This is a genomic window from Devosia riboflavina (assembly GCF_000743575.1).
Lineage (GTDB): Bacteria > Pseudomonadota > Alphaproteobacteria > Rhizobiales > Devosiaceae > Devosia > Devosia riboflavina.
On sequence record NZ_JQGC01000024.1, the window covers coordinates 23,358 to 49,877 of the forward strand.

Here is a 26,520-nt window from a genome sequence, read left to right on the forward strand (position 1 = left end):
CAGATTAGGGAAAGTAAAGAAAGAATGCGTACCGCAAGATGTGCGCTGTCATACAGCGCGAAGAAACGGTGCATCTGCGATGAACCTGCAAGGGGGGCGCTGCGCCCCCCGTTGCATCCCCCCGTCAATCCTCCAGTGACGAGAAACCTTCAAGTACTCTTGCTTGCCGAAAACGATGAAGTGTTTCTTCGAAAGTTTCGTCCGCCTCGCGCGGCGCAAAAAGTCCCGCAAGTTCTTCGTATCGCGCTCGCGCCGCAGGGCGTGAAATCCCCCGGCCCAAGGCAATTCGAGCGGACAGCACTTCTGGACTATCAGCCCCCTCCTTAACGCAAGTGCCCAACGTCTCCAGAATCAAGCCAATCGGCAGACTATTGGGATCCATTTGGCGGCGTGCGGTGACCAAGCGTCCTGGAAGGCCTGCCGCGAAGGCGAGGTCCGGCACAAGACGCAACGAGAAGTGCCGGGCATGTTTGCACCTACTCGTATCAGGTCTATCAGGATAAATTGCCTCGAGAGAGCTTAGTGGTAGCCCCATCATCCAGAGCCTCAGGAGTTCGTGGATCACAGGGAGCGCCATATTTGCTCGATCTATGTCTGAGTCTAACTTCTCGTAGCTGGTTCCAAACAAGTCATCGACGTTTTCTGGCCTCACCAGTGAGAATAGGTGAAGGGGATTCTTTTCCAACCAAGAAAAGATCCGATCAATCGCCTCCATAGTTTCGATTTCAAGGCCCTCGTCTGGAAATAGGGCGTTGAGCTCCTGTAGCACTGCAACGGGTACACCAGTCAAACCCGCCACGCTTTCGAGCCAAGTAGGATTGCCGTCTGGTACCATGGATTTCCGCGCTGCCCGTGCGGTTTCGATCCTTGTCGTCACCCAGCTATCATCGCCCCGCGCCTTCGCCTTGAACGCGGCAAAGGATCCGCGAAGCAGTGTCTGAAATTTCTGATCGCCTTTGGGATCATCATTTTCGACATGGGGGAGCCTACTCAAGAGGTAAGCTGGCATCCCACTCCCGAAGGTTCCCGCATGAATGTCATCAAGAAGGCGGGTAAGCGGATCTTCAATATCGAGACATTGGTCACTTTGCGAAAATATTGACTGCAGCGTCATCCAATGAGAGCTGATCAGGTTTGTTTTATCGTCAAAGCTAACAACCCGGCTGGGGACTACCAGGACAAGACCTTGCGAACTTTCGCCGGCGCGCCCTGCGCGCCCCGCGGCATTCAGCAGCTCATGGGCCTCTAATTGGGCGAGCTTGTTCTCTGACGGATCAAACCGACTGTCGCCAGATATCAAGACCACTTCAGCAGGGAAATTCATGCCCTGTGCCACTGTCGATGTGGCGACCAGTACGTTTACGCCGCTATTCCGTTTGAATAGAGACTCATGCACGGATCGCTCTTCGCGCAGCAGCATGGAATGATGAGTCACTGCCCGACCAAGCAATGCCCCTTCCTCATCTAGCGGCGTGTACAGGTACTGTCGGCCTCCCATCTCTTCTTCGGCCAACTTAATTGTCGCTGCCTCTTCGTCAGTGAGAAGGACAGGGGGGGCACTGAGTTCTTGCCTCACCTCTGCGGCAGCGGACTCGGCCCATGGAACAGTTTGTACGAATAGAAGAGTTTTCATTCCTCCCTTCGAGGACGACGCTGCCAGAATAGCCCCTGTGTGGTTTCCATTAGGGGTTAGATACCAGCCCCGCGTTCCCTTTCCGGTTGAGAGCCGATGTTCGTCCTGAAACAGACTGAGCAGTGCGTAGTCGTTTCGATCCTGCGAAGCCCATGTCTGCCGTAAGCTGAAAAAGCCGTACGGTCGCGCATTGAGAGTACGTGCAATCTTGACAGGTAAGTTGTTTGTCTTGGGGTGATCTAGTCTGGCGGCCGCAAGGACATCGTTCAAGCTGTCGATGGCGGAAGATGAGTACACGACGCACCCGCGAACCTGCCGCGTGGGCTTCCACGCAATATTCAAGGGCAGGCAGGGACGTTCGGTTAACATGGCGATCCAACCAGATATCTCCTCTGCGTTCTTCATCATCGCTGACAAGAGAAGAAAATCTGCGCCTTTAGCAGCCGCGGCGAGGTTCAACACGGCGAGCATCGAATCGACGCTGCGCCGGCTCTTTTCGATTTCTCTCGGGTGTAAGAGATGGCATTCATCGAACGCCACAAGACCGAGATCGGTAAACGCCTCTGGTTGTGATGAGAGTATCATCAGACAACGTTCTGGCGTCGTCACTATCACTTCTGGCAACTCTATAAGCTCGGCTGCAGACGTTTCATCTTCGACGTCGCCGATAATTTCAAAGTCCGAGAATGTTTCCTTAAGTGCTCGGGTAGTTTGATCCACCAGCGCGTGTGTAGGAACGAGAAAGACTACTTTTTTCTTCCTAAGGAGCGACGCGGCCACCTTTAGCTCCGCCAGGGTCGACTTCCCGCCACCCGTTGGAAAGCTGATTGCTGCTGAGATTCCCGGCTCCAAGTATCCGCTTGCGATTGCGTCGCGGTGATTGCGCCATAGATAAGGGCGCTTCCTGGCCATCCTCCGCAGAATGTTCCACCAGCTGTTCCCATCCACTCCCTTGGGTGGCGGTGTTCTCGCAAGTGCGGACCCTCCTAAGTCACGATCTACCGCCAGCAGCAAATTCGCTAGATGTGAAGGGCCGGAGAAAGTGCTGAATATCGCGTGATCGGCAACGGCGTCACTGAGGTCCGCACTGCTTAATTCCCGGACTCTATTGAAGGTATTCGAGGCGGGCTCTATCCCGCCCGCGGCGACCGGGACGTCGATACGGCTGAGGATTCTTGCCGAGAGGCTCTGAACTCCTTTGTATAGTTCAAGATACAAAAATTCGATCGCTCGTTCCGCACGCTCTTCGGATGTCGGTGTGGGAATGTCCAGTTGCCGGACAGCATCAAGACGACCTTGGCACAACAAACGGATGGAGGTTAGCAGTCGTCCGATAACGGTGCCCTCGGAGCCGCCGTCCACCACGATCCTCTTCGCGCACTCTGCGGCATCGGCATGAGCGTCTGCGGCGAGGAAGAGGAGACTGGCAGAAACCTCAGGCGCGATCCCTGAGCCCGATAGAAACGATGCATTGCGTTCCGATTCAGACTTTGCCAACAACACGGCCTGGTGAGCGGAAGCGGCAACAAAAGCAGCGGCCACTCTTGTCTGATAATCTGGATGGAGAGCGACATGAGCTTCGTGAGCTGCCGCTAGCCGGCGCAACTCCGAGACTGTCTCCGAAAGACGCGCTGAGGCGCCGCTACCAGCTTGCCGCAGGGTAATTCGAGCGGTGACAATGTCTGCGTACGCTTCGGTCAGCCGCTTAGGAAGAGCGTCGAGGTCGAGACCGGTAAGCGCTGGCGATGACGAAATAATCCTGGATGTGATCTCATCAAACATTGGCCACCTCATCGATTTTTTTGGCGACCAAGTCGACAAATTCGGCCATCCAAACACGCAGGTCGTCAAAGTGCATTGTTTCCCCGGTTCGGCGTGACCGGTCCCCCAAAGCCTTTACGTCGAACCCGTCAAAGAGCCGCATACGGGCTTTGTCGGAGGAGTGCGTTGCACTCGTCGTGATGCTTACCCTGTAGCGCCGCATTTCCTGCCAAATGATCGTATCGATGGCCTGATCAACATCCATGTTGGGGAATCTAATCTGGTTCAGAGCAAGCAGGGTGGTCGCCTCGCTCGTCAATTCACCCACACGTTTCCCTTGCTCTAAATCAACGATATCGGGCCAAACTTCATCTCTGATAGTATCGCGTGGATTGTCGGTCGCTTTATCCTCGAAGATAACTATCGCCTTCACTGTTTTCTGATCATCCGCCAGTTCAAGCTGTATCCCGTCAAATCCTTTGTGGGCTTTGTAGATATGTGGTGCTTGGCTAACGGTATTCTTGCCTTGCTGCTGAAGCGCCGCCATCCACGACAAGACTTGAAAAATCCACCCGTCGCGATGCCAAGGCGAGCCGTCAGCAGCCAGCTCTAGCTTCAACTTGGCGTCGTTCGCGTGTTGTTGAGAACTTCGAGGTGGCTCTCCCGCCAGACCCTCCAAAATTTTGGATACGTGGCGGTATTGTCCCATCGCCACTCTCGCCACACTCTCGGCGAGTAAGTCTATATCTTCTACTTCCCACCGGACTCCGTTGCAGAGCTCCCCGTGGACTATAGGCGTAAGCTTGAGCGTCATTTCTTCCCCCAGAGTAGTCTAGGGTATTGTGGCGCCTAAAGAAAGTCGTTGAGGTTTCGCTAATTCTCAGTGGAAATTCCGTGACTTCACCTTAAACCGGTCAATATGTAGATCGGGAATATAGATGTCGCGCAGCTGGGGCGGTCGGTCTCGGCTATCGGGCGCGGTCCGCCGATGCGCACCTCGTCGTCGCGTCCCTCGTGAATCTGCATGCTACCTGATCTATCCCCGATCCGGGCAAGGTCGGCAGAGAGGTCGATGATCTCATGTGCGACGAGGTGGACCACCTCGCCCTCCCGTTGCACCTTGTGTTGATTGCCACTGAGAAGCCGCTGAAATGGTTGCCGGTCCTTGACGGCGAGCCCGACGGCGGCGATCCGCTGCGTCTTTCGCTTTAGGCGGATCAGGTCCGGCCTCGAGCGGCTCCGCTACGAAACTCTACGAAACACCGCAAACCGTGTGTCCGCGATAACATCTTCCAAATAGCTGGAGTCTTCACCCGGCCATGCTCGAAGGCGATCTATGTCGCGCCGCTGCCCGAATGTCCTTATTCCGCGCGCCACCACGTCCAGTGCTTGTTGCCGACTTTCGGTCTTGAGCCATTCCTCTAGATAACCTGCCACTACCTCCCAGGAAACGCCTCTCTTAGTCAGCCGCTCAATATCCCATTCGATCGGGCCCGCCTGGTATTTTTTAGAATACTCCTTCAACCCTTTCTCCAGTCGCTCTCGTTCGCCCAGGGAGGTCTCGCCCAATAGTGGGTCGAACAAATCCATGCGTAGCTTGTACCAACCGTTGTCGTTGCAAGCTTCGCTGAGACTGCGCAGATCTGAATTCGAAATCAGGGATAAATAAGGTTTCAATACCAAGACCTGGTGCTCTCGGTTGATGCCAACCTCTCCCTCGGTTCGAACACCGTAGGTCATGCATAGATGATTGAGCAAGGAGGGCGGTTCCGGATGCGATTTAATGACGCTATCCGCTGCGGATAAGAGCGAAGGAGTGCCGAAATATAAGGCCGCTTTGACGAAATTGGGGGTAGTTCCAAGTGAATCCCAATAACGCTGTAAAAGGGGTTCTGCATCTGAAGGTGAAAGGCGCAAAAGAACGCCAGTTATAGTATAACCGGCATTCTCAATTTTGTTCTGATCACGTTCGGTCGATAGTCTGGCTAGTGAACGATCCAACGCTTCGTACAGTTCGGGTGACCAAACATACCTCGCATAGTGCCAATAATGTGTATCACCTCGCTCAATCGCGGCAATCAGTTCGGGAATCGTGTCGGAGCAACCGAGCTCCAATCTTCGCTTAAAGATCCGATCAGATAGGGTGACATCTTCCTTATAGACATTCAGGATCGCCTCGTCCGATCTGCTGGAGTTGACGGCCCATAGGTCAAAAGCTGCAATTCGTAAGTTTTCTTCTTCCTGACAGTTCTGCCAAATTGAGCACAGAGCAATTTTTGACTCTACTGACATAGCCGATTGTTGGCGATCTTTGGTAAAGCGCCAGTGGTCGCGTGCTCGGTTGTTGACCGAATAATGGTCCAGGGAACGCCGCCTCCTTTCCGCGCTCTTGCGGACTTGAAACACAACCGCTTTTGGGTGGTCGGTGCCATGAAAAAGATACTCGATTTGCCAAGAAAGATCGGGCTTCGCAGCGCGCTCAATCAAGTAGTCCAGGGCAGCCACAGGGATTGCTCGTTCAACGGCCCATCGTACCGAGTGGCTTGCGAGATCATCTTTTGGAGACGGTTTCGAGCCGTCATTACTTTCGGGTAGGAGCGCCCATTCGTGACATACACCTTCCAACATAGGCGCTGCTTGATCTTCTGTTGCACACCGCATTAGTGCCCAAAGGTAGGAATCCAGTCGCGCGCCACGATTTGTGTCTCGCTCCCACATACTAAAGAGAGAATTACCAAGCTTCGGAGAGCCAAGGACGCCCGCAAAAGTCAGGAGACCTCCGCAGTATTTTGGGTCTTGGAAATGACACCGCTCAATCGCGGTGACTACATCAGCTATCAACTTGTCTGGATGGGTAGCCAGTGCATTTTCTACGGCGGCCCCAAGCCAAGCTGTCGCAGTGTGTATTTCGACCGTCATGCACAGTTCAATGCCGCCGCCGGCATCACCATTGTGCAACCGCGCTATTTGTCCCGGAATCCATTTCGATGGGAATAGAGAAATCAGCTCTAGCACTTGGGGGCTAGCAACGTTCGTCAGACTTGTGAGGCACTGCCACCTAAGCTCTTGGGTTGCTCGTCCGCGATTGCCTGCGATTTTGAGCCAGTCTCCGGCTACGCTGAACAGCCTCTCAGCTAGCGTATCGTCCTTGATACCGATGCGCACTGCATGAAACACGGAAAGCGGATTGAGTGAACAGATGCGCTTAATAAAGCTGGCGTCAGGACCAACATTCACGATCAATCCAGCGATAACCTCTGCCAAGGAAGGGTCAGCGATAAGTTCGTCAGATAGTGAGGCGTTGCGATGTAAGTTCACCGCTGCCTTGACCAAAATCCACTCGCGAACTCGATCATGACGGAATTTTACTTTTGACCCGGCGGCCAAAGGCTCGACCCGAAGGATGTCATTGCTCAAAGCGATTTTGCTCAGGGCGTCAATGCTCTGACTTGAAAGCTTCCATGCCGTTATCGCGGGCCAATCGATGTCAAATTGACGATGGGCGAGCATGGCCTCGCCAAGCTCAATAAGAGCTTGGTATGCAACCGCGCTGAGTAAGCCAGCATTCGCTTGCACGCTAGCTAAAGCGGCCTCGACATATGATGTAATGGCTGCATCAGCGGTTGGACTAGTCCAATCTTGATTGAGTGCAATAAGAAGGGGGTCGTTTCCTAACGCCCGTGCGATGACCTCAGCTTGATGCTTGTTTAGGTGAACGCCGGATTGAATCGCGCGAAGCAAGATTGCTGACGAACATTCTTGCGTGGACATAGGAGCTGCGCGCATTTCCTGGGCTATGGTTTGCTTCTTTAGTTGGCTCCTGACACCCGCAAATACATGAGGCCAGACTGGGCATAAGATCTTCCAAGCACCGACGCGCTGGCCCTCGTTCCAACCAGATATCTTCTCTATTAAGCGTTGTGGCTCCCTCGAAAGGTTGACGTCTTCGACCAGAACTATCGCTGGTTTGTCCGGCGAAAAAAGGGTCGACGGCGCGCGGTCGTCAGAAAGCGAAGGTTTGAAAGCGCGCAGTGTCGCAGTAAGCGCTTGGTCGAAGGTGTGTGATTGTTCAACCGCGCTATGGGATACAACGAAGGAGAGCCCACCGCTTGCCCGATGCGCTTCGAGATGTTTGTGACAAGCCACCGTCTTTCCAGTTCCAGACTCGCCCACAAGGAACGTAATCTGCTCTCGACTGTCACTAAGTTGATCGTCTAGCTGTCTACTAACCCGGGTGTCCGCAATATCCCCAGCGGAGAATGCTCGCAGGCTTGCGTCTGATAGCTCGTCGAGCAACTCGATCGACAAAAGCTCTTCGTCGATTCCTAACAGCTTACTGCGTATAAATTGGCCAGTAGGATTGGTGTCCAGAACTGCAGCGATTCTCGAAAGCGACCATACGTCGATGCTGATTTCATGGTCTCGTCCGTGCCCCATAATTTGACGAAGCAGGTCATGGTCGGGCTCGGTGTTCGTCGTTAGGATGAGCGTGGCCAGTAGATTAGGATTAGATTGCCGCTCACTCCTGACTAGCTTCAGGGTCTTATGAAAGTCGCCCGGCTCGGGAAGGGGAGAGCGCGTCTTGGGTCGACGGACGATTTTAGTTGGATCTAGCAGCCATTTGTCGCGAAGTTTATTCTGAGCGGTTGTCGTGTGATGGGCAATCAGAACGTGATTGCCGATATATGTAACCCCATCGACGGGAGACTTTCTCGTCTTACCGCCTGCTGTAATGCCGGGGTGCGACAGCCCTTCATAGTCGGTCCGTAGACGGAGGACAGAAGTCGCTATTCGCTCGAAGAGCCCTTCGTCGGTGATTTCTGCGAGTGCTTTGGTTGTTCGGCTTTCCACGCCAGTATCTTAGCTCGTATTGTATATATTTCTACGAAGAACTCCGTCGGTGTTGCATAACTCAGGGTTGTTGCCGCCCCTTTGTGAGAGTCACTCTCCGCATGGACCGTGTGAGGGTCCATGTCGCCACTCCATATTTCTTCGCAATATCGCCTCTCTTAGTATGCCCTGCCTTTATCAGCTTTTCAGCTTGCTGAAGTTGTTCATCAGTTAGCTTTCTCGGACGTCCCAGTTTGGCTCCTCGTTTACGCGCAGACTCAAGGCCTTCTTTTGTTCGTTGCGATAGGGTGTGCCGCTCAAATGTCGCAAGGGCCGCCATCAGAGTAAAGACGAACAAGCCTGCGGGCGTGGTGGTGTCGATGTCTAGGTTGACGATGCGTATGGCGATTCCGCGCGCCTGAAGTCGATCTATCTCATTGAGCGCTTCCCGTGATGACCGGTAGGCGCGGTCCAAGTCCCACACCACCAGCACATCTCCGCGCTCCAGCTGTGAGACGACTTGCTGATAGATCGGTCTGTCAGATTTGGCGCCCGAAATCGTCTCGACGAAGAGTTCGTCGCAGATTGCCGTGAGCCCATCGACTTGCCGGGCCGGGTTTTGTTCCTCTGTAGAGACTCTTAAGTACCCGATTTTCTTCATAAAATCGCAATCTGACGGCTATTGCTGAATAACTAGTCTCGCCACAAAAACGACCCTTTATGTGCCTTCGCTACGGACATTGTTCCCTCGTCCCAAATTGATGTCGCGAATACGACAATTACTACTTGCAGTAACTATAGAATAACACTTCTTAAGAATTTATGAAAATTGCCACAAAATGGGTCGTTTACGAGCGTATTGCGCAATTATTCAAATAGAAAAATTGTGGCAATTTCGGTTGGAGTTCTTGGGTTTTATTGTTCTGCGGTCTCCTTCGCCGAAGAATTGACGGCGGGTGTTGTAGTTACGAAGATGGAGGCAGAGGATCGCTTCCCATTTGTTACGGGGATAGTCGAGGGTCTGGCCTACGAGCGTTATCAACGGGATGGAAAAGCCACTGCAGGAATGAAGTGCATCTACGAGTGGGGTTTCAACGCCGAAAACGTCGTCAAAATCTATGACGCGTTCAAAGCCTTCCCTGACTACACGCCTGCGGCCGTTGTTTCGGCCATGGCAGAGAAGGAGTGTCCGCGCTGATGGATCTGACGCCTGTCCGAACATCGATGGCAGAGTTCGCACGGAGCGCCGATGGAGAGCGTTACCGTGAAATCTTGCGCCGTGTTCAGGAGGAGATCAAAAAGCGTGACCGCGAGAATCTAAAGGCTGAGCGAGACGAAGAGACTCTTCAGCTCGTGGAGGCGGTCGTCATTATGGCGACTGAAAGCGAACTTGTCGAATTCGGGATGACCCTCGACCACTATGACGCCGCTGCTTACGAAGCTCTAGCAAACAATGAAAAGCTAATCGACGAGAGCCGCGAGCGCCTGCGCGAGATGTACGAGAAAGCTTATGTTCTTCCAGACGGGCGACGCGTCTTTGAGTCCGACGACGGTGTCCACGTCTTCGACGAACACGGGGTTGAAATCGCCCCTGAGACAGTCTCAGCTGATGAGCTAGGTGACAATTTGCCAAGCTGGGAACAGTGGTCCGGCGAAAGGGAGGCCCAAAGGGATCTTCTGGAAGACCGCGCCGCGATTATCGAGTTCCAGAACGATATCGTGAACGCCCGCGAGCGCGTTGAAGCGGGCGAAATGACAAAAGACGAGCTCGAAGAGCTGAAATCGAGCCTGGAAGCGAACATGCCAGATAGTGTGCGTGCCGAGCTACCGGCGGAATTGCAGCCTGCCGCGCCCGTGGCTGCGACGCCCGAGGTTACGCAGGAGGCGGATGCCAATTGGCGTCTCAATGTTAAGCTCGACATGCCGGTCATGTAGCGCCCACGATCGCCAGCTCGTTAAAAAATCGAACGAGTGATCTTTGATCTGCGATCAGGAGGTTGGGCGCCGCGAGGCGCTTTTTTGCTGCCGACATTCCTGCCCTGGTTCGCTCTCGCACCAAATCGAGTTCGAATTCTGCGAAGCAGGCCAGAATACCCATCATCAACCTGCCTTCCGCGCTCTCTGAATGAAGGCCATCTCCGTCGCCAAACAGGACGCGTACGAAGACACCACGGCCGCGGAGGCCTTCAACGATCTGGAGGGCCGTCAAAAGCTTACGGCTTAAGCGGTCCAGCTTCCAAATGACCAGCGTATCGCCCCTTTTGCAGTAGAGAAGAGCAGCTGCGAGGGCTTTTCGACAATCGCAGTGGCCCGGAGCAATTTCTCGATAGACGACATCGCAACGTGCGTCACGAAGCGCGTCGATTTGCAGGTCTAAACGCTGCTCAGGTGTCGAAACGCGAGCGTAGCCGATATGCAGGGGCAGGTGAGTAGCACCGTCGCCCGCCTTGGGTCCGGTTTGGCCCGAGAGGGTTTCAAGTACACAACCTTGGCCTTCTGCCGGGCACAAAATCCGGTGCCACAACAGGGCCAGCCGACATATCACGCGCATCAAAAACTCGAAGAAAAATCGTCAAAAGAAGGCCATAGTCCGGCTTCTTTTGGGTCGATCAAGACCGAGTACCAACGCATGAACTTCAGCTGCGGAGGAGCGTGCTTTTTTGGGTGAGTAGCGGTAGATTTTTACGACACGACTAAGCCGAACGACGCTAGGCCCGTCGGCTTTCGCTCAAATCGGCCCGTCGACGATGAACCGCAGAAAAGTAAAATTAGGTCATCGCCGGGTACAATAAATGCAGTAACCCACAATTTACATATAAAATTCCGTCTGCAACATTTTGTGCATTTCATGTATTGTACGAGATATCTCTATCCTATTCAAAAATATTTGAATAATTCTGCAAAATACATATATAATTGTGGAGGTCGTCGCGGGTAGTCCTCGGCGATCAGGGGCTTCAAAACCCTTTGATAATGCGGCTGGCATCGGTCGAAACGTGATGCCTCTTCTATCTATTTAGGAATGGGCATCCCTTGATGGCGCTCGGTTAAATCCGGGTGGCGATGGCGTATGTCCAAGGCTTCGGCCTAAAGGCCATCGCGCCGTTTCATTATCAGCGGTTTTGAACACCCGGTTGCCAGAGACTACCTCTGGTAGCTTTTTCTTTTGAAAAAGTGGGGGCGTTTGAGACGGGTTAATTTAGACACGAGCCAACAGGCCGGTAATGTGGTGCTGGCTCTCTTTGCAGCGGTGGGACTGCTTGGCGCAGTCGGATTTGGATACTCGACCCTGATTAAGGGGCCAGCGCGCGGTGTCAGTGAAATCACCAGTCGCACGGTTTCTGAAACAGATATTTTTCAGGCTGCAAAAATCCTTGTGGCCGCCTCCCGCGATAACCAGTCGCCGACCGACTGTGATGGAGATACCTATATCGAGCCTCTGCCATGGCGTTCGGATGCCGGCGCACCTGCACCTGCCGGCGGCGGACTCATCCCGGCAGGAACCGCCGCCCGGACGAAAGATAGCTGGGGCACGGTCTTCGGTTACTGTTCGTGGGATCATGGACCTATCACGGTCGCAAGCAACAATGCGGCGTGCGGTGGGGCTTCGGCGATGCGCCGGAATGGCGGCGACCTGAAGACGGAACATGTCCTGGCCGTAATCAGTGCTGGCCCTGACCGCACTTTTCAGACCACTTGCGCCGACTATGTGAATACGGCAACGCCCGTCATCAGCAAGGCCGCCGGGTCGGACGATATTTTTGTCGCCTTTACTTATGGCGAAGCGTTCGAGGCAACAGGCGCTAGCGGGGGTGGCCTTGGCAACGTTCCAGATGAGGAGTGTACGCCGGATAATATCGGCCTTGTGCGCTACGAGCAGGAGGTGGTTCAGGTCTGCATGGACGACGGCGCGGGGGGCGCTGAGTGGAAAGAGATCGGTGCGGAAACCGGGAGTAGCCAAGCTTACATACCGCAGACCGGGGCCACTCTAAACACGGCCTATACGTCCAACGAAATCAGTTTCATGGGCTTCCATGGCACGAGGCTGGCAACAGTCGACAATGGCGGAATCATCGTCGTGAATGGCAATACTGTTGGCCCTTCCGCCCAGATTAAAGTCGGTGATTTGGTGGCGATCCGCGCGACGGCGGCGAGTGTTCCAGAAACGACCCAGACATACACATTGAAAATCGGCTCAATCCAGCGTCCCTGGAGTCTGACCTCGCGGCTCAAAACCGCGCACGTCCTTACCACATCTCCGGGTTCGATCAGCAACATGTGGGTGGATGGGACGAGCGGTGAGGCATATAGCCCGACGACCAGCGTGACAGTCAGGAACAATTCAGGCGAAGACAGCGCTGTGATGGGAGCAGTGAGCTTCTCTCCTGCTGGAAACTTCGAGGTCACGGCCAGCACGTGTGTAGGTCTGACATTGGCGCCGGGACAGAACTGCATCGTGACAGTGCGGGCAAAGGCCAGCGCGACCGCGATATTGTCTTCCACAATGACGGTAGCGAGCACAGGCGTCAGCAATCCCAGTGCGGTCAACGGAACAGTTGGCTTATCCGGTGATGCGCTATTCCCGGTGACCTTATCAAACAGCACGCATGTGAATGTGTCGTCGCTTGCAGTGTTCACGACCAATGGTCGGTGGGGACAGAGCCGTCCCAAGCGCGTGACTGTTCCGAGCGGTGTGACGATTGGTGCAACCAGCGCTTCGACACCTGCGCTGCGCTCTGGCACTGGCTGGGGCGGCACACTTCACATCACCAACGATGGCTCCATTCAGGGCGCTGGCGGTCAGCCCAATGGCGGGCAAGGAGGCACAGCGTTTCTCGCAGATGCCTCGGGCATTCAGCTCATCAACAACGGCACCATCTATGGCGGGGGTGGGGCGGGCGGTTATGGAGGGGCGGGTGGTGCAGGCTATTACTATGACTATCAAAATACCGGTCAGCAGTATTCTTCGTGGTCTAGTTATCAGTGGCATTGGGAACAGAACGGATCGAGTCACGCAAATATATATATCAGTGGCTCCAAGGCGGTAAATAATTACGCCGGAAATCCTACATCAATCGACAGCGGAGGTTATCGCTACACGCGGGGAACGCACTATGGTAACAGTGGTTCTTGGGCTATGTACGGGTTCGCGCGTCAGCGGATTACACCGATTACTTATTACACTACCGGAGGAGGTGGCGGTACAGGTGGACGCGGGCAAGGCTATGACGGTGCTAATACAAGCGGCTCTGCGGGAGCGGCAGGTGGAACGAATGCCGGTTCTGGTGGCGTCGGTGGAACGGGCGGTGGTTGGGGCGCCTCGGGAAGCGCCGGCAATACAGGCGTGGCTGGCAACAATGGTAGTGGCGCAGGCGGCGGTGCAGGTGGTGCGGCAGGCTACGCTATTCAGAATTGGGGCAACGTGACGCTGACGGGGGCGGGTACGAGGCTGGGTCTTTAGCCACCTCTTCGCAGCCTTTGACGATTTTCTGCATTCAACCGCACGCCAAGTCGGGTCGCGGGCTTTGGTCTCTCCTACATAACTTTGGCAAGCGGCACGAGGGAACGAATTGATACACGGAGACGAGAAACCGGGCGGCGAACTCCGGCGCTACTGGAAATTCTTCTGGAAAGATCTTTCTGCGCTGCCGCCCCTAGGAATGCTGGACTACCAGCCTAAGATCGGCGCAATGCGCCTTTTCGCCCAGGGTGACTTTACCGGCGAGCATCTTGAGCGCCTTCCCGCCATCAAAACGCGAAGGCGGCTCGAGGATTTGGGCTATTGTGCCTATTGCGGTCAGAGCGACGACAGCGTCGGCAACGAGATTGCACTTTCAAGCGAACACATAATCCCGGAGTTTTTGGGATCGGGACTTGAGCTGCCCGCGTCTTCTTGCGCTGCCTGCCAGAAAGCGACTTCCGCAGTTGAATACACAATTGCGAGGGAAATGTTCGGTCCGGTCAGAAAGTCGTTCGGTCTGCGCGGGAAGGATGGGGTTCTCCCGAACGTCAATTTTCCGCTCGATGTGGGAAGCTACACGAGTGAAGAGTTGTTCATGCCGATCGCACATTATCCGACGGTACTCGTGCTGCCTGCCCTATTTCCGGCTTCAACATATAGTCGGCGCGGCCCAGACTCGGCCGATCCATTCAACTTCCTTCTCTACAACATCAATGCGGACCGCAATCTCTTGGCCCGGTACGCAATTGACGGTGTGTCCACCCAGTCGGTCGACCTGGTCCGTTTCGCGCAGATGATTGCCAAGGTTGCCCACTCATACGCAACTCACTATTGGCGGGCCGCCCCATTCACGCAGACAGTGTCGAGCCTCATCCGCACAATTTATCCTCCGCAACAACCCGCCATTGGCCATCTCGCGCACGTCGGCTGTCTGCTTGGCATGCCGGAGACCCCGACGTCGGCGCTGCACGAGATTGAAGCCGGGCAAATGAGATGGGGCCGGATCAGAAGGCGGGCGGTTCGCGTCCGGCTTTTCGCAAGCTACGGCATGCCGTCATATTACGTGACCGTGAGCGAGCCTGAAGACTGATGCCGTTCCGGCCCGGCAGAGCTTAACCTGACTGCGGCTATGCCCCGCCTCGGAGATGAATTTATGGTCTGGCCTATGGATAGCGGCGACGACATCACTGCTGCAACAAGGGCAAAGGCAACGCAGATCCAGTCGCAATATGGACTGCCCTACAGCGTAGCCCTCTCCGTCGCCCGCGGACGGTCTGAGCTCTCCATCGCCGTCGAGCGATATCGGGAGCTCATAGATGAGATCGAGTGGACAAAGGGTTTCAAGTATGTGCCCGGCGTATTTACGCCCCGATGGGACATGGATCCATCGCGGTACTATTTATCTCGGGACGGCATGGCCATAGGCACGTTCGCGACGACATATCCCTCGCTGGACCTGCTTCGTGTCCAGCTAGCTGAACTCATGCCCAAACTGCATTTTTCCTCATCAAGGGCGGAGACGCCATTGCAGCAGTGGGAGGAGCGGGACAAGACCAGAAGGCTCGGCTACAGATGGCATTTGGGACGAGCGGTCAGCCCGCCATTGCTGAATGTCTACAGCGCATCGGAAATAGCCATCGCCGGAGGGATGCATCGGGTGCACCTGGCCTTCGCGGAAGGTGCCCAAACGATACCGGCGCTTGTTGAGACAAAGGACGCTGCCGCGATCCATGTCTTATTGCCGAATGCCATTCCGTGGGTGTGAGGTTCCGGGTTATGCGGCGTTATCCTGCGAGGCTCTCAATGTCCTGGCGCAACGCTGCGTGTTTTGCCGGATTGCTGGTCTTCAGCTTTTCCAGGTTTTGCAGCTTCCATTTCACGGCCGGAAGGTTCGCAGCTTGCGGCAATCCAATGCTGTCAAAATCAGGCTCGCCATCGTGCAGCGTGAGCAGGAATTTCATGGCAGGCTCGTCCAGCCGCCCAAGAATGTCGGCGAAGAATTTGGTGCGCGCCTCTTCCAGCTCGGCAACCGTCACGGGGTAGGCGGTCATGCCGTCAAATTCGGCGACGAAGCGTTCTTCCAGCGGTTGCGGCGTTGGCCGTATCAGCTCGTGCGGCGGCCTGCGCGAGCTCGCGACATAAATGAGGAAGGTGCGGAAGAGGTCGGTGGTGACGCCTTCGTTTTCGTAGAGCAGTTTGACGTCGAAAAGATCGCGTGGGTGCTGACGGTCGGTTGCCGCATGAAACTTGCCGCCAAACAGATCCTCGAACGCAAGCACCGGCATTTCGGCAAAGCCGAAGCGTTCTTGCACGGCGTCGCTGACTGGCATCAGAACTGGCTTGTGTACGGTGCCGCGGGCAACGGGCGATGTCTCGATCTTTACCGTGGCGTCCTTCTGGCGGACCAGGATGCGCGTTTCGTTGTCTCCGCCGCCTGCGATGCGCTCCACTTTCGAGTCCGGCACCGCCTGGGAAATATCGGCTAAAATTATATCCAAAGTGGCATCGATGTTTGCAAGGCTTGTCGCGCGATCTTCGATCGGCAGATAGGTGAGATCGATGTCAACGGAAAGGCGGGGCATATCGCGGTAGAACAGATTAATGGCCGTTCCCCCTTTGAGGGCGAACACCTCCTGTTTTGCGATGGACGGCAGACACGCAACGAGAAGCCGGACCTGATTTTCGTAGGCCTCATGCGCCATCTTGTTCTCCTGTGCTTATGAACTCCGCCGGCAGCGTTATGCGGTAGCGCTTGTGCAGCTTGCCGCCTTCCACGAGCATGCGGTCTCCGCTGCCGAGGTCGATGTCGCTCTCGTTGATGTATTTGCGCCAGGCATGGGCGTGGCGGTCCGCAAACACGAAGAAGAGGCGCTTGGTCTTGATGCTGCGGCACATCTTCAAAAGCTGTGTCATCAGTTTGGGACGAATGTTGCCCATCGACTGGAACAGCACGTCGAGCTGGTGAAAGCTTTCCTGATTGGGCGTCTCGTCGATGGTTTCGAGCAGTGCGCGTTCTGGCGAAGACATACGCATGGGCCATTCCCATGGGCTCAATGGAAGGTCGGGGCCACCGGCCTCGAGGGAGAAGTCCTTGTTCTCGACGCCCGTTTCCAAATCCTGAAAGAGGGAGCCCTGCCGCCAAAAGACCACGTCGTTCAGCTCTAGCTTGGGAAGCCACTTCGGGGCTTCACCATGCACATAGAGTCTGCGGGGACCCGACATGCGCAAATAGTGCGTGAAGCCGTGCAGCTCCATCGCAGTCGTTGCCGCGACATGGAATTTGTAATGCATGATCCACTGTGCGGAGAGGACGGGTATCTTCCAGTCGCGCGCAGCGCTTTCGCTGCTGCCATCTGTGAAAGGGCGCCGATACAGGCCCTGTAGTGGCCTCTCGAGCCAGCCAGCTTCCAGATAGGACTGAGCGAGTTGCCTGTAGATGCCGTGCGCTTCCAGCCAGCGTGAATCCATGAGGAAGCCCGGCGGTATGATCTGCAGTAGGTTCTTTAGCTTGCTGCCGGTTTGTCCAGTCATGCTTGACAATATAGCACATTTTTAAAGTGGACGCAAAGGTGCGCTTTATCTGTATCTAAAAATGTAAAGTCTGACTGGACATAAGATCGTACATTCAAAGTGACTTATATGGCCCTTGATCGCACTCTACGCCGCTAGGCTCCTCGCGTTGCCAAGCTTTGCCGAGCCTCGGTCTCGGCCCATACGGGTAACGATCGCGGGGGAACATATGGGGCCTGGCCTAAGCCACGCAATTCGTGAGGGGGCGCCGTATCCGGCGCGTGAACCCCATTTCGTCCAGCTTATGTCGACGTCGAAGGCTTGCCCAATAGCCTTCAGTCCTTCCGGCCCGCTCCATTCGGCGCTACGCGCCTCCCGTGTTGTCGGACCCGCTTCGCGGCCGCAATGGCGGTGAAGCTTTGGAGCCTTCTCCTTACGACCCAATCGTCCTGCCGCGCGAAGAGCGCGCGGCTGAAGAAGGACGCTCGGCGCTGGCCAAGGGTTCATGCGCGGCAAGAGGTGCTGCGCACCAAAACCCAAAGAAAGGCTACCACCATGAAACTAACCCATCTCAACCTGAACCAGTTGAAACCATCCCCGCTCAATGTCCGAAAATCCGGAATCGGCAACATCGAAGACCTGATCGCCAGCATCAGGGCGCTCGGCGTGATACAGCCATTGCTGGTGCGCGAAAAGGAGGGGGTGTTCGAAGTAATCGCGGGGCAGCGCCGTCTTGCCGCCCTCGCCAAGCTTTCGGATGAAGGACTGACTGAGCCCGTGCCTTGTGCCGTGCTCGAAGACGGGGATGATGCCATCGCCATCGAGGCCTCCTTGGCAGAAAACATCCAGCGTCTGCCGATGGACGAGCTTGACCAATATGCGGCGTTCTCGGATTTGCGTGAGAAGGGCAGGACCGTTGAGGACATCGCGGCGCATTTCGGGGTCACGGAAAGGCTGGTGAGACAGCGTCTCGCCCTCGCCAACCTTAATGGCGGCATCCTGAAACTCTACCGCGAGGACAAGGTGAATGCCGAGACGATGAGGACGCTCACCCTTGCCAGCAAGGCGCAGCAGAAGGCTTGGCTCAAGCGCTACCGCGATCCGGCGGACTATGCGCCCATCGGGCGGCAGCTCAAATTGTGGTTGCTCGGCGGGGCCCAGATCAGCACCAGCGCGGCCCTCTTCGATGTCGCCACCTACAAGGGCGCGATCATCACTGACCTCTTCGGTGAGGACAGCTTCTTTGCCGATGCGTCAGGCTTCTGGTCACTGCAGAACGAACAGATCGCAGCCCGCGTCGAAGCCTACCAAAGCGCGGGCTGGGGCGAGGTAGTGGTGCTCGATCCCGCAAGCCACTGGCCGGAATACGAGTACCGCAAGGTGCCCAAGAAGAAGGGAGGCCGCGTCTATGTCGCTATCACCCAAGGCGGCGAGGTCGAGTTCCATGAAGGCTACCTTCCGGAAAAAGAGCTTCGCGCAAAAGAGGCCCGCGAGAAAGCCAAGGCGGAGCCGAAAGTGCCAAGCGTAAAGGCTGCCTTCACGAACGCTGCGTCCAACTACATGAACCTACATCGCCACGCCGCCGTGCAGGACAAGCTGGTGCACAATGAAGGCATTGCGCTGAGATTGGTCACTGCGCACATGATCGGCCGTTCGCGTCTTTGGAATTTGCGGATCGAAACGGGCCGCGCCGACAAACCCGAAACAGCTAAAAGCGTCGAGTCTTCCGTGTCGCGGGCAGGGTTTGAGACGTCAAAAGCCGAAGCCATGGACCTGCTAGGCGCCGATGAAGAAGAGCGCCCTGACCATCTGGTCGATCATTCGTGGATGGGCAAAAGTGTGGACGACGTCTTTGCCAAGCTTTGCACGTTGCCGGATGGGCAAGTCCTGAAACTGATGGCGGTCGCCATGGCCGAGACGCTTGAGCAGGGAACTGACCTGATCGGCACGCTGGGCCTTATGATGAAGATCGACATGGCGGAGCGCTGGTCTTGCGATGATACCTTCGTGGACCTCATCACGAGCAAGGCGACACTTCTCTCCATGCTGGAGGATATTGGTGGACCCGAGGTTGCCAATGCCCACAGGGACAGCAAGGGGCAGGTGCTGCGCTCGTTGATCCGCCAGTTTGCCAGCGGCGAGGGCCGTGAGAAAGTAGACGGATGGGTGCCACCTGCCTTGCGGTTTGAGGAGAAGCCGCAGGTGGTCAGTGGCGGCGAAGACCGCGCAGCGGCCTAGAGACCCTTAACTAACCGGACGGCTTGCCGTCCGGTTTTTTCGTTCGGGCAGTACGTTTCGCTGGCGCGGCCGCAGTGGTCTTGACCGGTGACTTTTTGCGCGGTTTTCGGACGGTTTTGGGCTTGGCAGGTTTCGGCTCGGGTTGCGGGCGAAACAGATCGAGGACCACCACATCGATCGACTTCTTCAGATCATCCGGCATTTGTTTGAGAATTGCCTCCCGTAGTTCAGAGGCACTCGTGATTGTTGCGTCCACCTTCCCCGCAACCGTTTCGCCGTTGCCAAACCAGAAGACCAAATAGATGCCTTGGCCTGACGCATTGGGGTGGATGGAATAGCGCTCATTCAACTGCGCTGCCGCCGCCGTGAAAAGCTCGGCGTGCCACTGTCCCTTCGCCTCCACGACGAGAAGGGGATTGGTGCCGGACACCGAGGCGGTGGCCGTAAAGTCCGCCCTGTTGCCCTCCGCCATGTGCTGTTCGATCACAACCGGAATTCCGAGCGCCGTCAGGCGGGCCCGCACCATGTCAACGACCCGGTTACGCGCCGTGTTTTCGTTTACGCGTCTTCCGCCATCGTAAAAGGTGTCCAGCGGATCAGTGTCGAGGCCCTTAAGATCGACCTGAACGCCCTCTAGTACTTCCACCATGAGCGCACGAAGGTCTTCGACGCTGGCCACGGCATTGCTGTCCAGCAGTTGAGAAATGCTGTCAATTGTGGGTGGTCGGAAGTCAGCAAGGGCTGCTTCGCGCATCGCATCAGCGCGCAGGGTCAACAAGACCGGCTCGTAATCTTCAAATCGCTTGTCTTCGATAAGTCGATTGAGAACGGGAAGCTTTCTGGCTGGTATGTCAGAGGCGATGCGCCAAACAACGTCACGCAGAAACCGATATGCAGCTTCGTTGTCCGGGTCGCCGGAGCCGTAGCTGCTGGGCAGGTAGACCTTGGGCCAGGATTCTACAAAAGCGTCCAGTATGCTGAAGATTGCTTCGGCGGAGAGCGGAGGTAGGTGGTCACTTTCGTGCCGACCAAACCGACCGGCACGGTCGGCAATGGCGAGGATCGACTTGGGGTCCTGCCGCAAATCGGCCAGGGCTTGGCCGCTTCGACTAGTGGAGAAGAAAAACGCATTATGAGCCCAAAAACGGTGACGATGCTCAGCGATCTGCTGCTCAGGGCTATTCGCGCCAAGCATCGGGAGCGGTTCGTCGAAACCCTTATCGATCAGCGCCTCAAGCTGTTTTCGGTCGCCATGCTTTGCGGCCATTGCGAACAGGCTGTGTTGAGCACTGACCGGCATGTCCGGATAGCGTTGCAGCCACTCGAGGGGCATTGTGTCACGCAGGCCATGGAAGATTTCCTTGCGCTCTAACCACTCAACGTTTGTCGGCGTGTCATTCTTTGCCGCGAGTGGAGGCTCAATATAGGCGCGCGCAAACTCCAGCACCGAGCCGGCTTCCGAGAACACCAAGCGATTAAGCTCGGCCTCTATGGCGTGGAGCTCCTCTTCGCTTTCGATTGCGGGATAGGAGGCGACTTCGGTCACGGCAGCGCGAAGTATCTCCGGGGCAAGCTCATCAAGCGGTTCATTGGCGCGGAAGCGGATCAGACAGTGTGCGAAAAGCACTTCTGCAATGTTGGCCCCTTTTCGCTGCGAAAGTTCCCCAAGGGTTGGAACGTGCGGTGTCAGGAACGGGATGCAATTGCGCAATGCTAGCAGCGGCGTATCGCCGTGGTCTGGATCTATGAGCTTTTCGGGTTCGAAGAGATATTGGTTTGCAAACTCGGCGAGCCATCCCCAATGCTCCCCGGCCTCGATTTGCGCCCGGTTCGCGACAAGATGTGCCCGGTTGTGTTCAATGGCCTCCGCCTCGCGGCGCTCGAAACGCTTTCGCCGCGACCGGAACTTAAAGCGCCGTTCGTCGTCGTTTCGCTTGGCCGACCTGTCGAACTTGGCCCAGACTTGCATGAAACGTGCATCGCCTTTGGCTTGAGCCCTCATGAGAGTGCGGAGCGGATTTGCCCGGCTTTGCTCGTCATGAATGTTGTGCCGTACCCAGAGGGCAGACCACACATCAAGCAATCCCTGATCAAAGGCATATGTCGCAAGCGAAGTCAGGTCGGTTGCGTGGAATCGGATGCCAGAATGCAGGTCTGCGTGAAAGAAACGACCGACAGTCTCATTCGCCTGCTCGCCAACTAGTCCGGTGACAGCCAGCCTCTGTATCGCTTGGCGCAAATCCGGGTTCTCGTTGAAAAATTTAACCGCCGGACTATCGTCATGAGAGCGGTGATCGTGAAAGACGAGAGCGCGCGTCCATTGCCACACCTGCGCGGCACCCAGATCGCCCGCCTCCGGCAGGTGATGATCGAGAAGATGCCCGACTATTTTGCTTACCCCGGGGCGGCAGATGCATTGAAACTCATATTTTGGATTGCAACTGCACACTAGGCCGGTTGTCAGTTGGTCGAGGGCATGAGCTGTGATTTGCTGATCCAGCGAGTCGACCATCATCTTGATGAAGTAACGAGAGTCCCGATTTCGGTCGCGTGCGCCGTCCTTCTTCGGATATAGCTCCGATAGTTTGCGGAGCAGATCGACAACGTGAGAAAGCTCAAACCTGTCTGAGCCGAATATGCGAACTGCAGTCGCCGCTAATTCGAGCGCGACCCGCGACCCCTCCAATAGAAGCCCGGGAATATCTGGGCGCGGATCATACTGTGTGTCTTCTAAAAGCAGGGAATATGCTGCCTTGCGAACATCGCGCCTCGCGGCATTGTCCACGGCAAGGGTTCGCAGTTCGTCCGCAAACTGCCCGGCTGCATGAGAAGATGACAAAAGCTCCAAAATGAGGTCGCGAAGCGCATTCTCGACCGGTGCTGGGGTCAACAGGGCAGCAACATCGTCCTTTATGTCGGCGGTGAAAAACGTACCAACGTTGAATTGCCGCCAAGCATCGCTGCGCCGGAAAAGCGGGTTGGTTTCTGCGAGCCCGCTCAGCGTCCTCAGCAACGTCTTTTTCGAACCTGTCGAGAATTCGGACGGATCACCGTTCGCGACAACAGCGTAGGGATCTAGCTCGATCAACTGGCGTTGTGTCGACCCTTGTGCAAGGGCCGCCATCCAGCCAAGCATACCTCTCAATTCGGTTCGGACCGTCCCCTTGGGCGCGATGATCGCCAGAACCCGCGCCAGACTCAACCGGTCGGCGGGGTCGTCTATCCGGCCAACAAGATACCTGGCGGCGCAGTACTCCGCGACGATGCGATGGGTCGGTTCGTGTAATCCCGGACCGGACGAAGGTTTTAGAAGGCGGGTATCGGAAAGGTAGTGCGCGCTCTGGGGGTTGTCTGCGACGAGCGATCGAAGGTACGGATATTCGCTCGAAGGAGGGCCTTCACTGGCGCTGACACCAGTGCTTCCCGAGAGCATTAGCTTGGCAAACACCTCGCACGCCATTTCGACGATTTGAGCATCGGGCGGGCGGGTCGGACGTCTTAAAAGCGGATTCGCTTCGTGGGCCAATCGGCGCACGGCGTCGAGATAGATTGCCTTCTTCGATACGAAGTGTCGGCCGCTCCCGATATAGGCCTCACCGAACAGCAAGAGAAACTGCGGGTTTCCAAGAAGGGCATCCAGCTCGAACCGCACGCACTCAGTTGCGAATGCATCGAAGCTTTCTGAGGGAAAGCTTGCAGCGAAAAGCTGTCGCTGCTCCGACTGGGTGAATGCCTTCAGTTGCACGACAATGGGATCAACCGCAAAATTGTCTTTCACGTGCTGGGTTTCGGCAGCATCCCACTCGCTGGAGCGGCCCGCGAAGATAACCGTGCTTGCGCCAAGTTCGCTGGCTTTTACGATGATGCCTTCAACGCCCAAAGGATCTACACGCGCGACTTCATCCATCGCGTCGATCACGAGGGCCTGGATGGGCGCCCCAAGTGTCCTGTTGCGAAAGACGCTCGCCCTGACGGGCGTGACGGTTAGTAGCTGGCCGAGTTGCGCAAGAAGCGCGGTTTTTCCTGCGCCGGGTTCCGCAAGGACAACGAACAGCGAGCCCGTGCGGAGTAGCTGCTCCTCACTATAGCTTCGATCGCCAACAACCAGCTCTCTGGGGATGTATAAGTCGCTCACAGAAGGAGCGTAGCGATTTTTCAGTGCATCTGCCACTACTTGGACGGCGGTATCAACGAGTTACTTTGCTGGTGATGATTACGAAACTGCGCGAAAACCGCCCTACTTTTTGCTGCAGTGCGAGACTGACTACTTGATTGAAATGCCGATTCAGCATGAAATGTATGGGGCGCCTTTAAGAAGCGCAGGGTCGAGGAGACCCAAATAACCGGCGGGAAACGCCGAAGAGAATGAGAACGGCCCCGGACCTAACCGAGGTAGCTGCCAACCAACTCCCAATGACAACAACAACGCGCCTTCGCGCGCGGCTAAACACGCATGGAGAAAAAATGCATATAGCTCTGGTTAACGGCGTCCGCACGCCTCCATCCCCTGGTCTCAGAGGTCATTGTCCTGTCTGCGAAAACGAGACCATTGCCAAATGCGGTGAGCAGCGGATTTGGCATTGGGCCCACCGTGGAAAGCTCCACTGCGATCCCTGGTGGGAGCGAGAGACCACATGGCATCGCCACTGGAAGAACCTGTTTCCAGAGGCATGGCAAGAACAGCTTTCCCGAGACCCTTCAGGCCAAAAGCATATCGCCGACGTCCGCACGCCCTTCGGCACGGTGCTGGAATTCCAGTATTCAGCTATTGCCCCGGAAGAGCGGCGGATTCGTGAAGGCTTCTATGGCAACCTCCTTTGGATCGTCAGTGGCGCTCGCCTAAAAACCGACTTTCCCCGCTTTGAGGCTGCGTTGAAGCGGTTTACTCCATCGCCCTATAAGGACGTCTCTATACTCCGATTTCCTGAAGAGTACTTTCGCAAGGCTTGGCTTGATAGCTCTGTGCCGGTCATTTTCGATTTTCGGGGTGTTGACGCAATTCTACCCGCATCGAAGACGAAGGAGCTGATTTGGTGCCTTCTGCCAAGGCAATTTCAGCGCCACGTGGCCGTCGCCGCAATTACACGTTCGTATTTTGTGGAGGCGATAACCAGCGGACACTCGTTAATGGATCATCTCGAAATTCTCGAAAGGTGCGAAGCTTTGGTGCGAAAGCAGCGCCAGCGAGACGAGGCAGACTGGAATGCTCGCTTCATTGCGTCCGTGAGAGGAAAGCGGGGGTACTATGGCCGCGGCTAGTGCGTGGCCGACAGTACGTGCCTTAGGGACGAGGCAGCCTCCTACCTGAGCTACATTCGCCCCGTATGGTTCACCGCTGCGGTCCTCTGCGGAAGGCACGCCGCGGAGTGACTGCAATGGTAGCGGTTGGGATATCTGTCCTGGGTCGCGCGCGAACCGGTTTGTCCGCCAGCGTTTCCGTACGACGCCGTAGCGACCGAATTTCGTTCTGGAGCGACCGGCGCACCTTCAGCTGGTGATCAATGAGGAGCTGCCGCTCCTCGTTATCGCGCTGCTTGGCGAGGCGGACCTCGATCTCATTCGCAGCCATCGTCCGCGCCTTGCGGCCCGTGAACCAGTCCCAAATTCCGAGCAGGCCACGCCGTAGGCGGCTAGCTCGCTGAATCTCCTCTGAGCGCCAACGCTTGCGCAGGTGTTCTTCGAGTTGGCTTCGCGCTTGCCTCTGATGCTCGACAAGGGCATCTCGTTTGACCTTTAGTGCCCTCTGCGCGGTCTCAAATTGGAGAGTGAGCTCTCCATCAAATGCCTTTAACTTCTCATCGACCCGAGTTTGCAATGACTTGGCTACGTCCTTGACGGGGCTTAAGGGCAGGTGCTTCAGGCGATCTGCAACAAGTTTGGTCGGAACACCGCACCATCGCGAAATCGAGAAGATTTCCCCGTTGACGTCCACGGCCACAAAGCCACGCCGGTCGCCACGAGCCAGATGGTAGCCGCGCTCCTCCAAGGCCCGCTCAAACGCTGCGCCGGAATCTGAAATGGCCCAGGCTTCCTGAAAGAGGGCTTTGATGCGAGTGGCGTCTCGTCCCATGCGCTTCGCCTGCTGCCATTCGGCGAGCGAGAAATTGAGCGGGTTACGCGGTGCGAACTTTGCGAGTCCGCTCGGCATCTTCCATCGATGCTCGAGATAAAGCTCCCGCGACAGTTCGGTGAGCTTCGTCTTGAAATGGCCCATCTGCCTTGCTCTCATGGTCTTTGGATCGATGCGCGACCACACGCAGTGGGCATGCCTGCGTCCGTCCTTCTCATGAAACACAATCGCGCGGGGCTGGCCTGTGAGGCCAAGCCGCACCTCGATCTTCTCGATGGCGCGCTCGAAAACCTCAACAGGAACGCGCTCAAGGGCAGGTGGGCTCAAGCTCAATGAAAACAGGAACTGTTTGCACTTCGTCCCGCGGCTGATGGCATAGGCCTCTTTGAACGCGTCCATGACGTTGTTCCGGACAAATCCTCTGACCTGATGAACCTGGACGTGATCGTTTTCATCCGTGCGCAGTAGGTGGATAGCCAACGCCTTTCCACCTGCCCGCTGGCTGCCCTTCAGGATCATTCCTCGTCTCCCTTCAACCCAAGGGCGACAATCAGGGCTGATCGCATCTGATCGACGGCGGCACAGGCGTCATTGATAGCTTCTTCGGTTTCTGGAAGCACGGGCAGGGCGCCTATGCTTGCGGCGTGTGCCAATTCACGAAGGCTGTCGGAGATTTCAGAGGAGCCGAGGAGGGCCAGGAGTTGGCCAACATCTTGTGAGTTGTGCGATGGGATGCGGGGTGCCTTGTGTCGGCGGCCAGCTCCGAAGAGTTGGCCGCGGATAAAGGCGCTTATCCCAGCATCGCCCGCGCGCTGCTCCAGAAGCGATCGTTCGCTTGGGGTTAGCCGTATTGAAATCGGCTTGGTAGGCTGGTTGTTCAGATCGGTCTGCAAGGTTGTCCCACGAGGAACCAAACCATTTGACGCTTTCGAAAATATCCATATTTTTCATGGTTTTACATCGATGGCGTCGGTGGTTTGATATCCCATGCTGCGTGCAGACTCCTTTGCGGGTGGC

Annotated in this window: 17 protein-coding genes; 7 read left to right on the top strand and 10 right to left on the bottom strand. The window is 56.1% G+C overall.

The features are described 5' to 3' along the window. Positions 1 to 124: 124 nt before the first annotated feature. The 4 genes from JP75_RS19810 to JP75_RS19830 all read right to left on the bottom strand — a co-directional run bounded on the left by JP75_RS19810 (position 125) and on the right by JP75_RS19830 (position 8,885). On the bottom strand, positions 125 to 3,415 hold the full coding sequence (locus JP75_RS19810; RefSeq protein ID WP_035086262.1) for a DEAD/DEAH box helicase: 3,291 nt from the start codon (positions 3,413 to 3,415) through the stop codon (positions 125 to 127). Further along, on the bottom strand, positions 3,408 to 4,208 hold the full coding sequence (locus JP75_RS19815; protein WP_035086263.1) for a hypothetical protein: 801 nt from the start codon (positions 4,206 to 4,208) through the stop codon (positions 3,408 to 3,410). The genes JP75_RS19810 and JP75_RS19815 overlap by 8 nt, the downstream gene beginning before the upstream one ends. Before the next feature lie 428 nt (positions 4,209 to 4,636). Continuing rightward, positions 4,637 to 8,245 (bottom strand): hypothetical protein, encoded by a 3,609-nt coding sequence (locus tag JP75_RS19825; RefSeq protein ID WP_035086265.1) that lies wholly within the window; start codon positions 8,243 to 8,245, stop codon positions 4,637 to 4,639. 61 nt (positions 8,246 to 8,306) lie between these two features. Then, positions 8,307 to 8,885 (bottom strand): recombinase family protein, encoded by a 579-nt coding sequence (locus JP75_RS19830; protein ID WP_035086266.1) that lies wholly within the window; start codon positions 8,883 to 8,885, stop codon positions 8,307 to 8,309. A 225-nt stretch (positions 8,886 to 9,110) separates the two neighbouring features. Here JP75_RS19830 and JP75_RS19835 point away from each other — a divergent pair, with 225 nt between their 5' ends. Both JP75_RS19835 and JP75_RS19840 read left to right on the top strand, forming a co-directional pair. Next, complete coding sequence (locus JP75_RS19835) at positions 9,111 to 9,422, top strand: hypothetical protein (RefSeq protein ID WP_035086267.1); 312 nt, start codon at positions 9,111 to 9,113, stop codon at positions 9,420 to 9,422. Further along, entirely contained in the window at positions 9,422 to 10,159 is a 738-nt protein-coding gene (locus tag JP75_RS19840; protein WP_035086269.1) for a hypothetical protein, read from the top strand. Before JP75_RS19835 ends, JP75_RS19840 begins: the two co-directional genes overlap by 1 nt. On the opposite strand, the gene JP75_RS19845 is transcribed toward JP75_RS19840, so the two are convergent. Then, the gene (locus JP75_RS19845; RefSeq protein ID WP_051960963.1) at positions 10,152 to 10,775 is read right to left on the bottom strand and encodes a recombinase family protein; all 624 of its coding nucleotides are present in this window, start codon (positions 10,773 to 10,775) and stop codon (positions 10,152 to 10,154) included. The genes JP75_RS19840 and JP75_RS19845 overlap by 8 nt on opposite strands. A gap of 675 nt (positions 10,776 to 11,450) precedes the next feature. Between JP75_RS19845 and JP75_RS26345 the strand changes: the two genes are divergently transcribed. The 3 genes from JP75_RS26345 to JP75_RS19860 all read left to right on the top strand — a co-directional run bounded on the left by JP75_RS26345 (position 11,451) and on the right by JP75_RS19860 (position 15,450). Beyond that, a complete protein-coding gene (locus tag JP75_RS26345; RefSeq protein ID WP_152565921.1) occupies positions 11,451 to 13,685 on the top strand; it encodes a hypothetical protein in 2,235 nt (744 codons plus the stop codon). A 109-nt stretch (positions 13,686 to 13,794) separates the two neighbouring features. Further along, positions 13,795 to 14,775, top strand: coding sequence for a hypothetical protein (locus tag JP75_RS19855; protein ID WP_152565922.1), 981 nt, complete (start codon positions 13,795 to 13,797; stop codon positions 14,773 to 14,775). Positions 14,776 to 14,850: 75 nt separating this feature from the next. Then, on the top strand, positions 14,851 to 15,450 hold the full coding sequence (locus tag JP75_RS19860; protein ID WP_152565923.1) for a hypothetical protein: 600 nt from the start codon (positions 14,851 to 14,853) through the stop codon (positions 15,448 to 15,450). A 19-nt stretch (positions 15,451 to 15,469) separates the two neighbouring features. Here JP75_RS19860 and JP75_RS19865 read toward each other — a convergent pair whose 3' ends face one another. Together JP75_RS19865 and JP75_RS19870 are read right to left on the bottom strand one after the other, a co-directional pair. Further along, positions 15,470 to 16,387, bottom strand: a complete 918-nt coding sequence (locus JP75_RS19865) for a nucleotidyl transferase AbiEii/AbiGii toxin family protein (RefSeq protein ID WP_035086275.1) — start codon at positions 16,385 to 16,387, stop codon at positions 15,470 to 15,472. After that, complete coding sequence (locus JP75_RS19870; RefSeq protein WP_035086277.1) at positions 16,377 to 17,216, bottom strand: type IV toxin-antitoxin system AbiEi family antitoxin domain-containing protein; 840 nt, start codon at positions 17,214 to 17,216, stop codon at positions 16,377 to 16,379. The genes JP75_RS19865 and JP75_RS19870 overlap by 11 nt, the downstream gene beginning before the upstream one ends. A 384-nt stretch (positions 17,217 to 17,600) precedes the next feature. On the opposite strand from JP75_RS19870, the gene JP75_RS19875 reads away from it, so the two are divergent. Further along, a complete protein-coding gene (locus JP75_RS19875; RefSeq protein WP_084587810.1) occupies positions 17,601 to 19,433 on the top strand; it encodes a ParB/RepB/Spo0J family partition protein in 1,833 nt (610 codons plus the stop codon). A gap of 10 nt (positions 19,434 to 19,443) precedes the next feature. On the opposite strand, the gene JP75_RS19880 is transcribed toward JP75_RS19875, so the two are convergent. After that, on the bottom strand, positions 19,444 to 23,604 hold the full coding sequence (locus JP75_RS19880; protein WP_152565924.1) for an NACHT domain-containing protein: 4,161 nt from the start codon (positions 23,602 to 23,604) through the stop codon (positions 19,444 to 19,446). 293 nt (positions 23,605 to 23,897) lie between these two features. Between JP75_RS19880 and JP75_RS19885 the strand changes: the two genes are divergently transcribed. Then, on the top strand, positions 23,898 to 24,692 hold the full coding sequence (locus tag JP75_RS19885) for a competence protein CoiA (protein WP_051960968.1): 795 nt from the start codon (positions 23,898 to 23,900) through the stop codon (positions 24,690 to 24,692). Positions 24,693 to 24,762: 70 nt separating this feature from the next. On the opposite strand, the gene JP75_RS19890 is transcribed toward JP75_RS19885, so the two are convergent. Together JP75_RS19890 and JP75_RS19895 are read right to left on the bottom strand one after the other, a co-directional pair. Beyond that, entirely contained in the window at positions 24,763 to 26,022 is a 1,260-nt protein-coding gene (locus tag JP75_RS19890) for a relaxase/mobilization nuclease domain-containing protein (protein WP_051960969.1), read from the bottom strand. Continuing rightward, positions 26,019 to 26,396 (bottom strand): hypothetical protein, encoded by a 378-nt coding sequence (locus JP75_RS19895; RefSeq protein WP_035086305.1) that lies wholly within the window; start codon positions 26,394 to 26,396, stop codon positions 26,019 to 26,021. Before JP75_RS19895 ends, JP75_RS19890 begins: the two co-directional genes overlap by 4 nt. Positions 26,397 to 26,520: the final 124 nt, after the last annotated feature.

Excerpts from the sequence above, each read along its gene's own strand:
- JP75_RS19860 (WP_152565923.1), top strand. The coding sequence starts at position 14,851 with ATGGATAGCGGCGACGACATCACTGCTGCAACAAGGGCAAAGGCAACG.
- JP75_RS19890 (WP_051960969.1), bottom strand. The coding sequence starts at position 26,022 with ATGATCCTGAAGGGCAGCCAGCGGGCAGGTGGAAAGGCGTTGGCTATC.
- JP75_RS19815 (WP_035086263.1), bottom strand. The coding sequence starts at position 4,208 with ATGACGCTCAAGCTTACGCCTATAGTCCACGGGGAGCTCTGCAACGGA.
- JP75_RS19875 (WP_084587810.1), top strand. The coding sequence starts at position 17,601 with ATGGCGGTGAAGCTTTGGAGCCTTCTCCTTACGACCCAATCGTCCTGC.
- JP75_RS19845 (WP_051960963.1), bottom strand. The coding sequence starts at position 10,775 with ATGCGCGTGATATGTCGGCTGGCCCTGTTGTGGCACCGGATTTTGTGC.
- JP75_RS19810 (WP_035086262.1), bottom strand. The coding sequence starts at position 3,415 with ATGTTTGATGAGATCACATCCAGGATTATTTCGTCATCGCCAGCGCTT.
- JP75_RS19840 (WP_035086269.1), top strand. The coding sequence starts at position 9,422 with ATGGATCTGACGCCTGTCCGAACATCGATGGCAGAGTTCGCACGGAGC.
- JP75_RS19870 (WP_035086277.1), bottom strand. The coding sequence starts at position 17,216 with ATGACTGGACAAACCGGCAGCAAGCTAAAGAACCTACTGCAGATCATA.
- JP75_RS19865 (WP_035086275.1), bottom strand. The coding sequence starts at position 16,387 with ATGGCGCATGAGGCCTACGAAAATCAGGTCCGGCTTCTCGTTGCGTGT.
- JP75_RS19830 (WP_035086266.1), bottom strand. The coding sequence starts at position 8,885 with ATGAAGAAAATCGGGTACTTAAGAGTCTCTACAGAGGAACAAAACCCG.
- JP75_RS19885 (WP_051960968.1), top strand. The coding sequence starts at position 23,898 with ATGCATATAGCTCTGGTTAACGGCGTCCGCACGCCTCCATCCCCTGGT.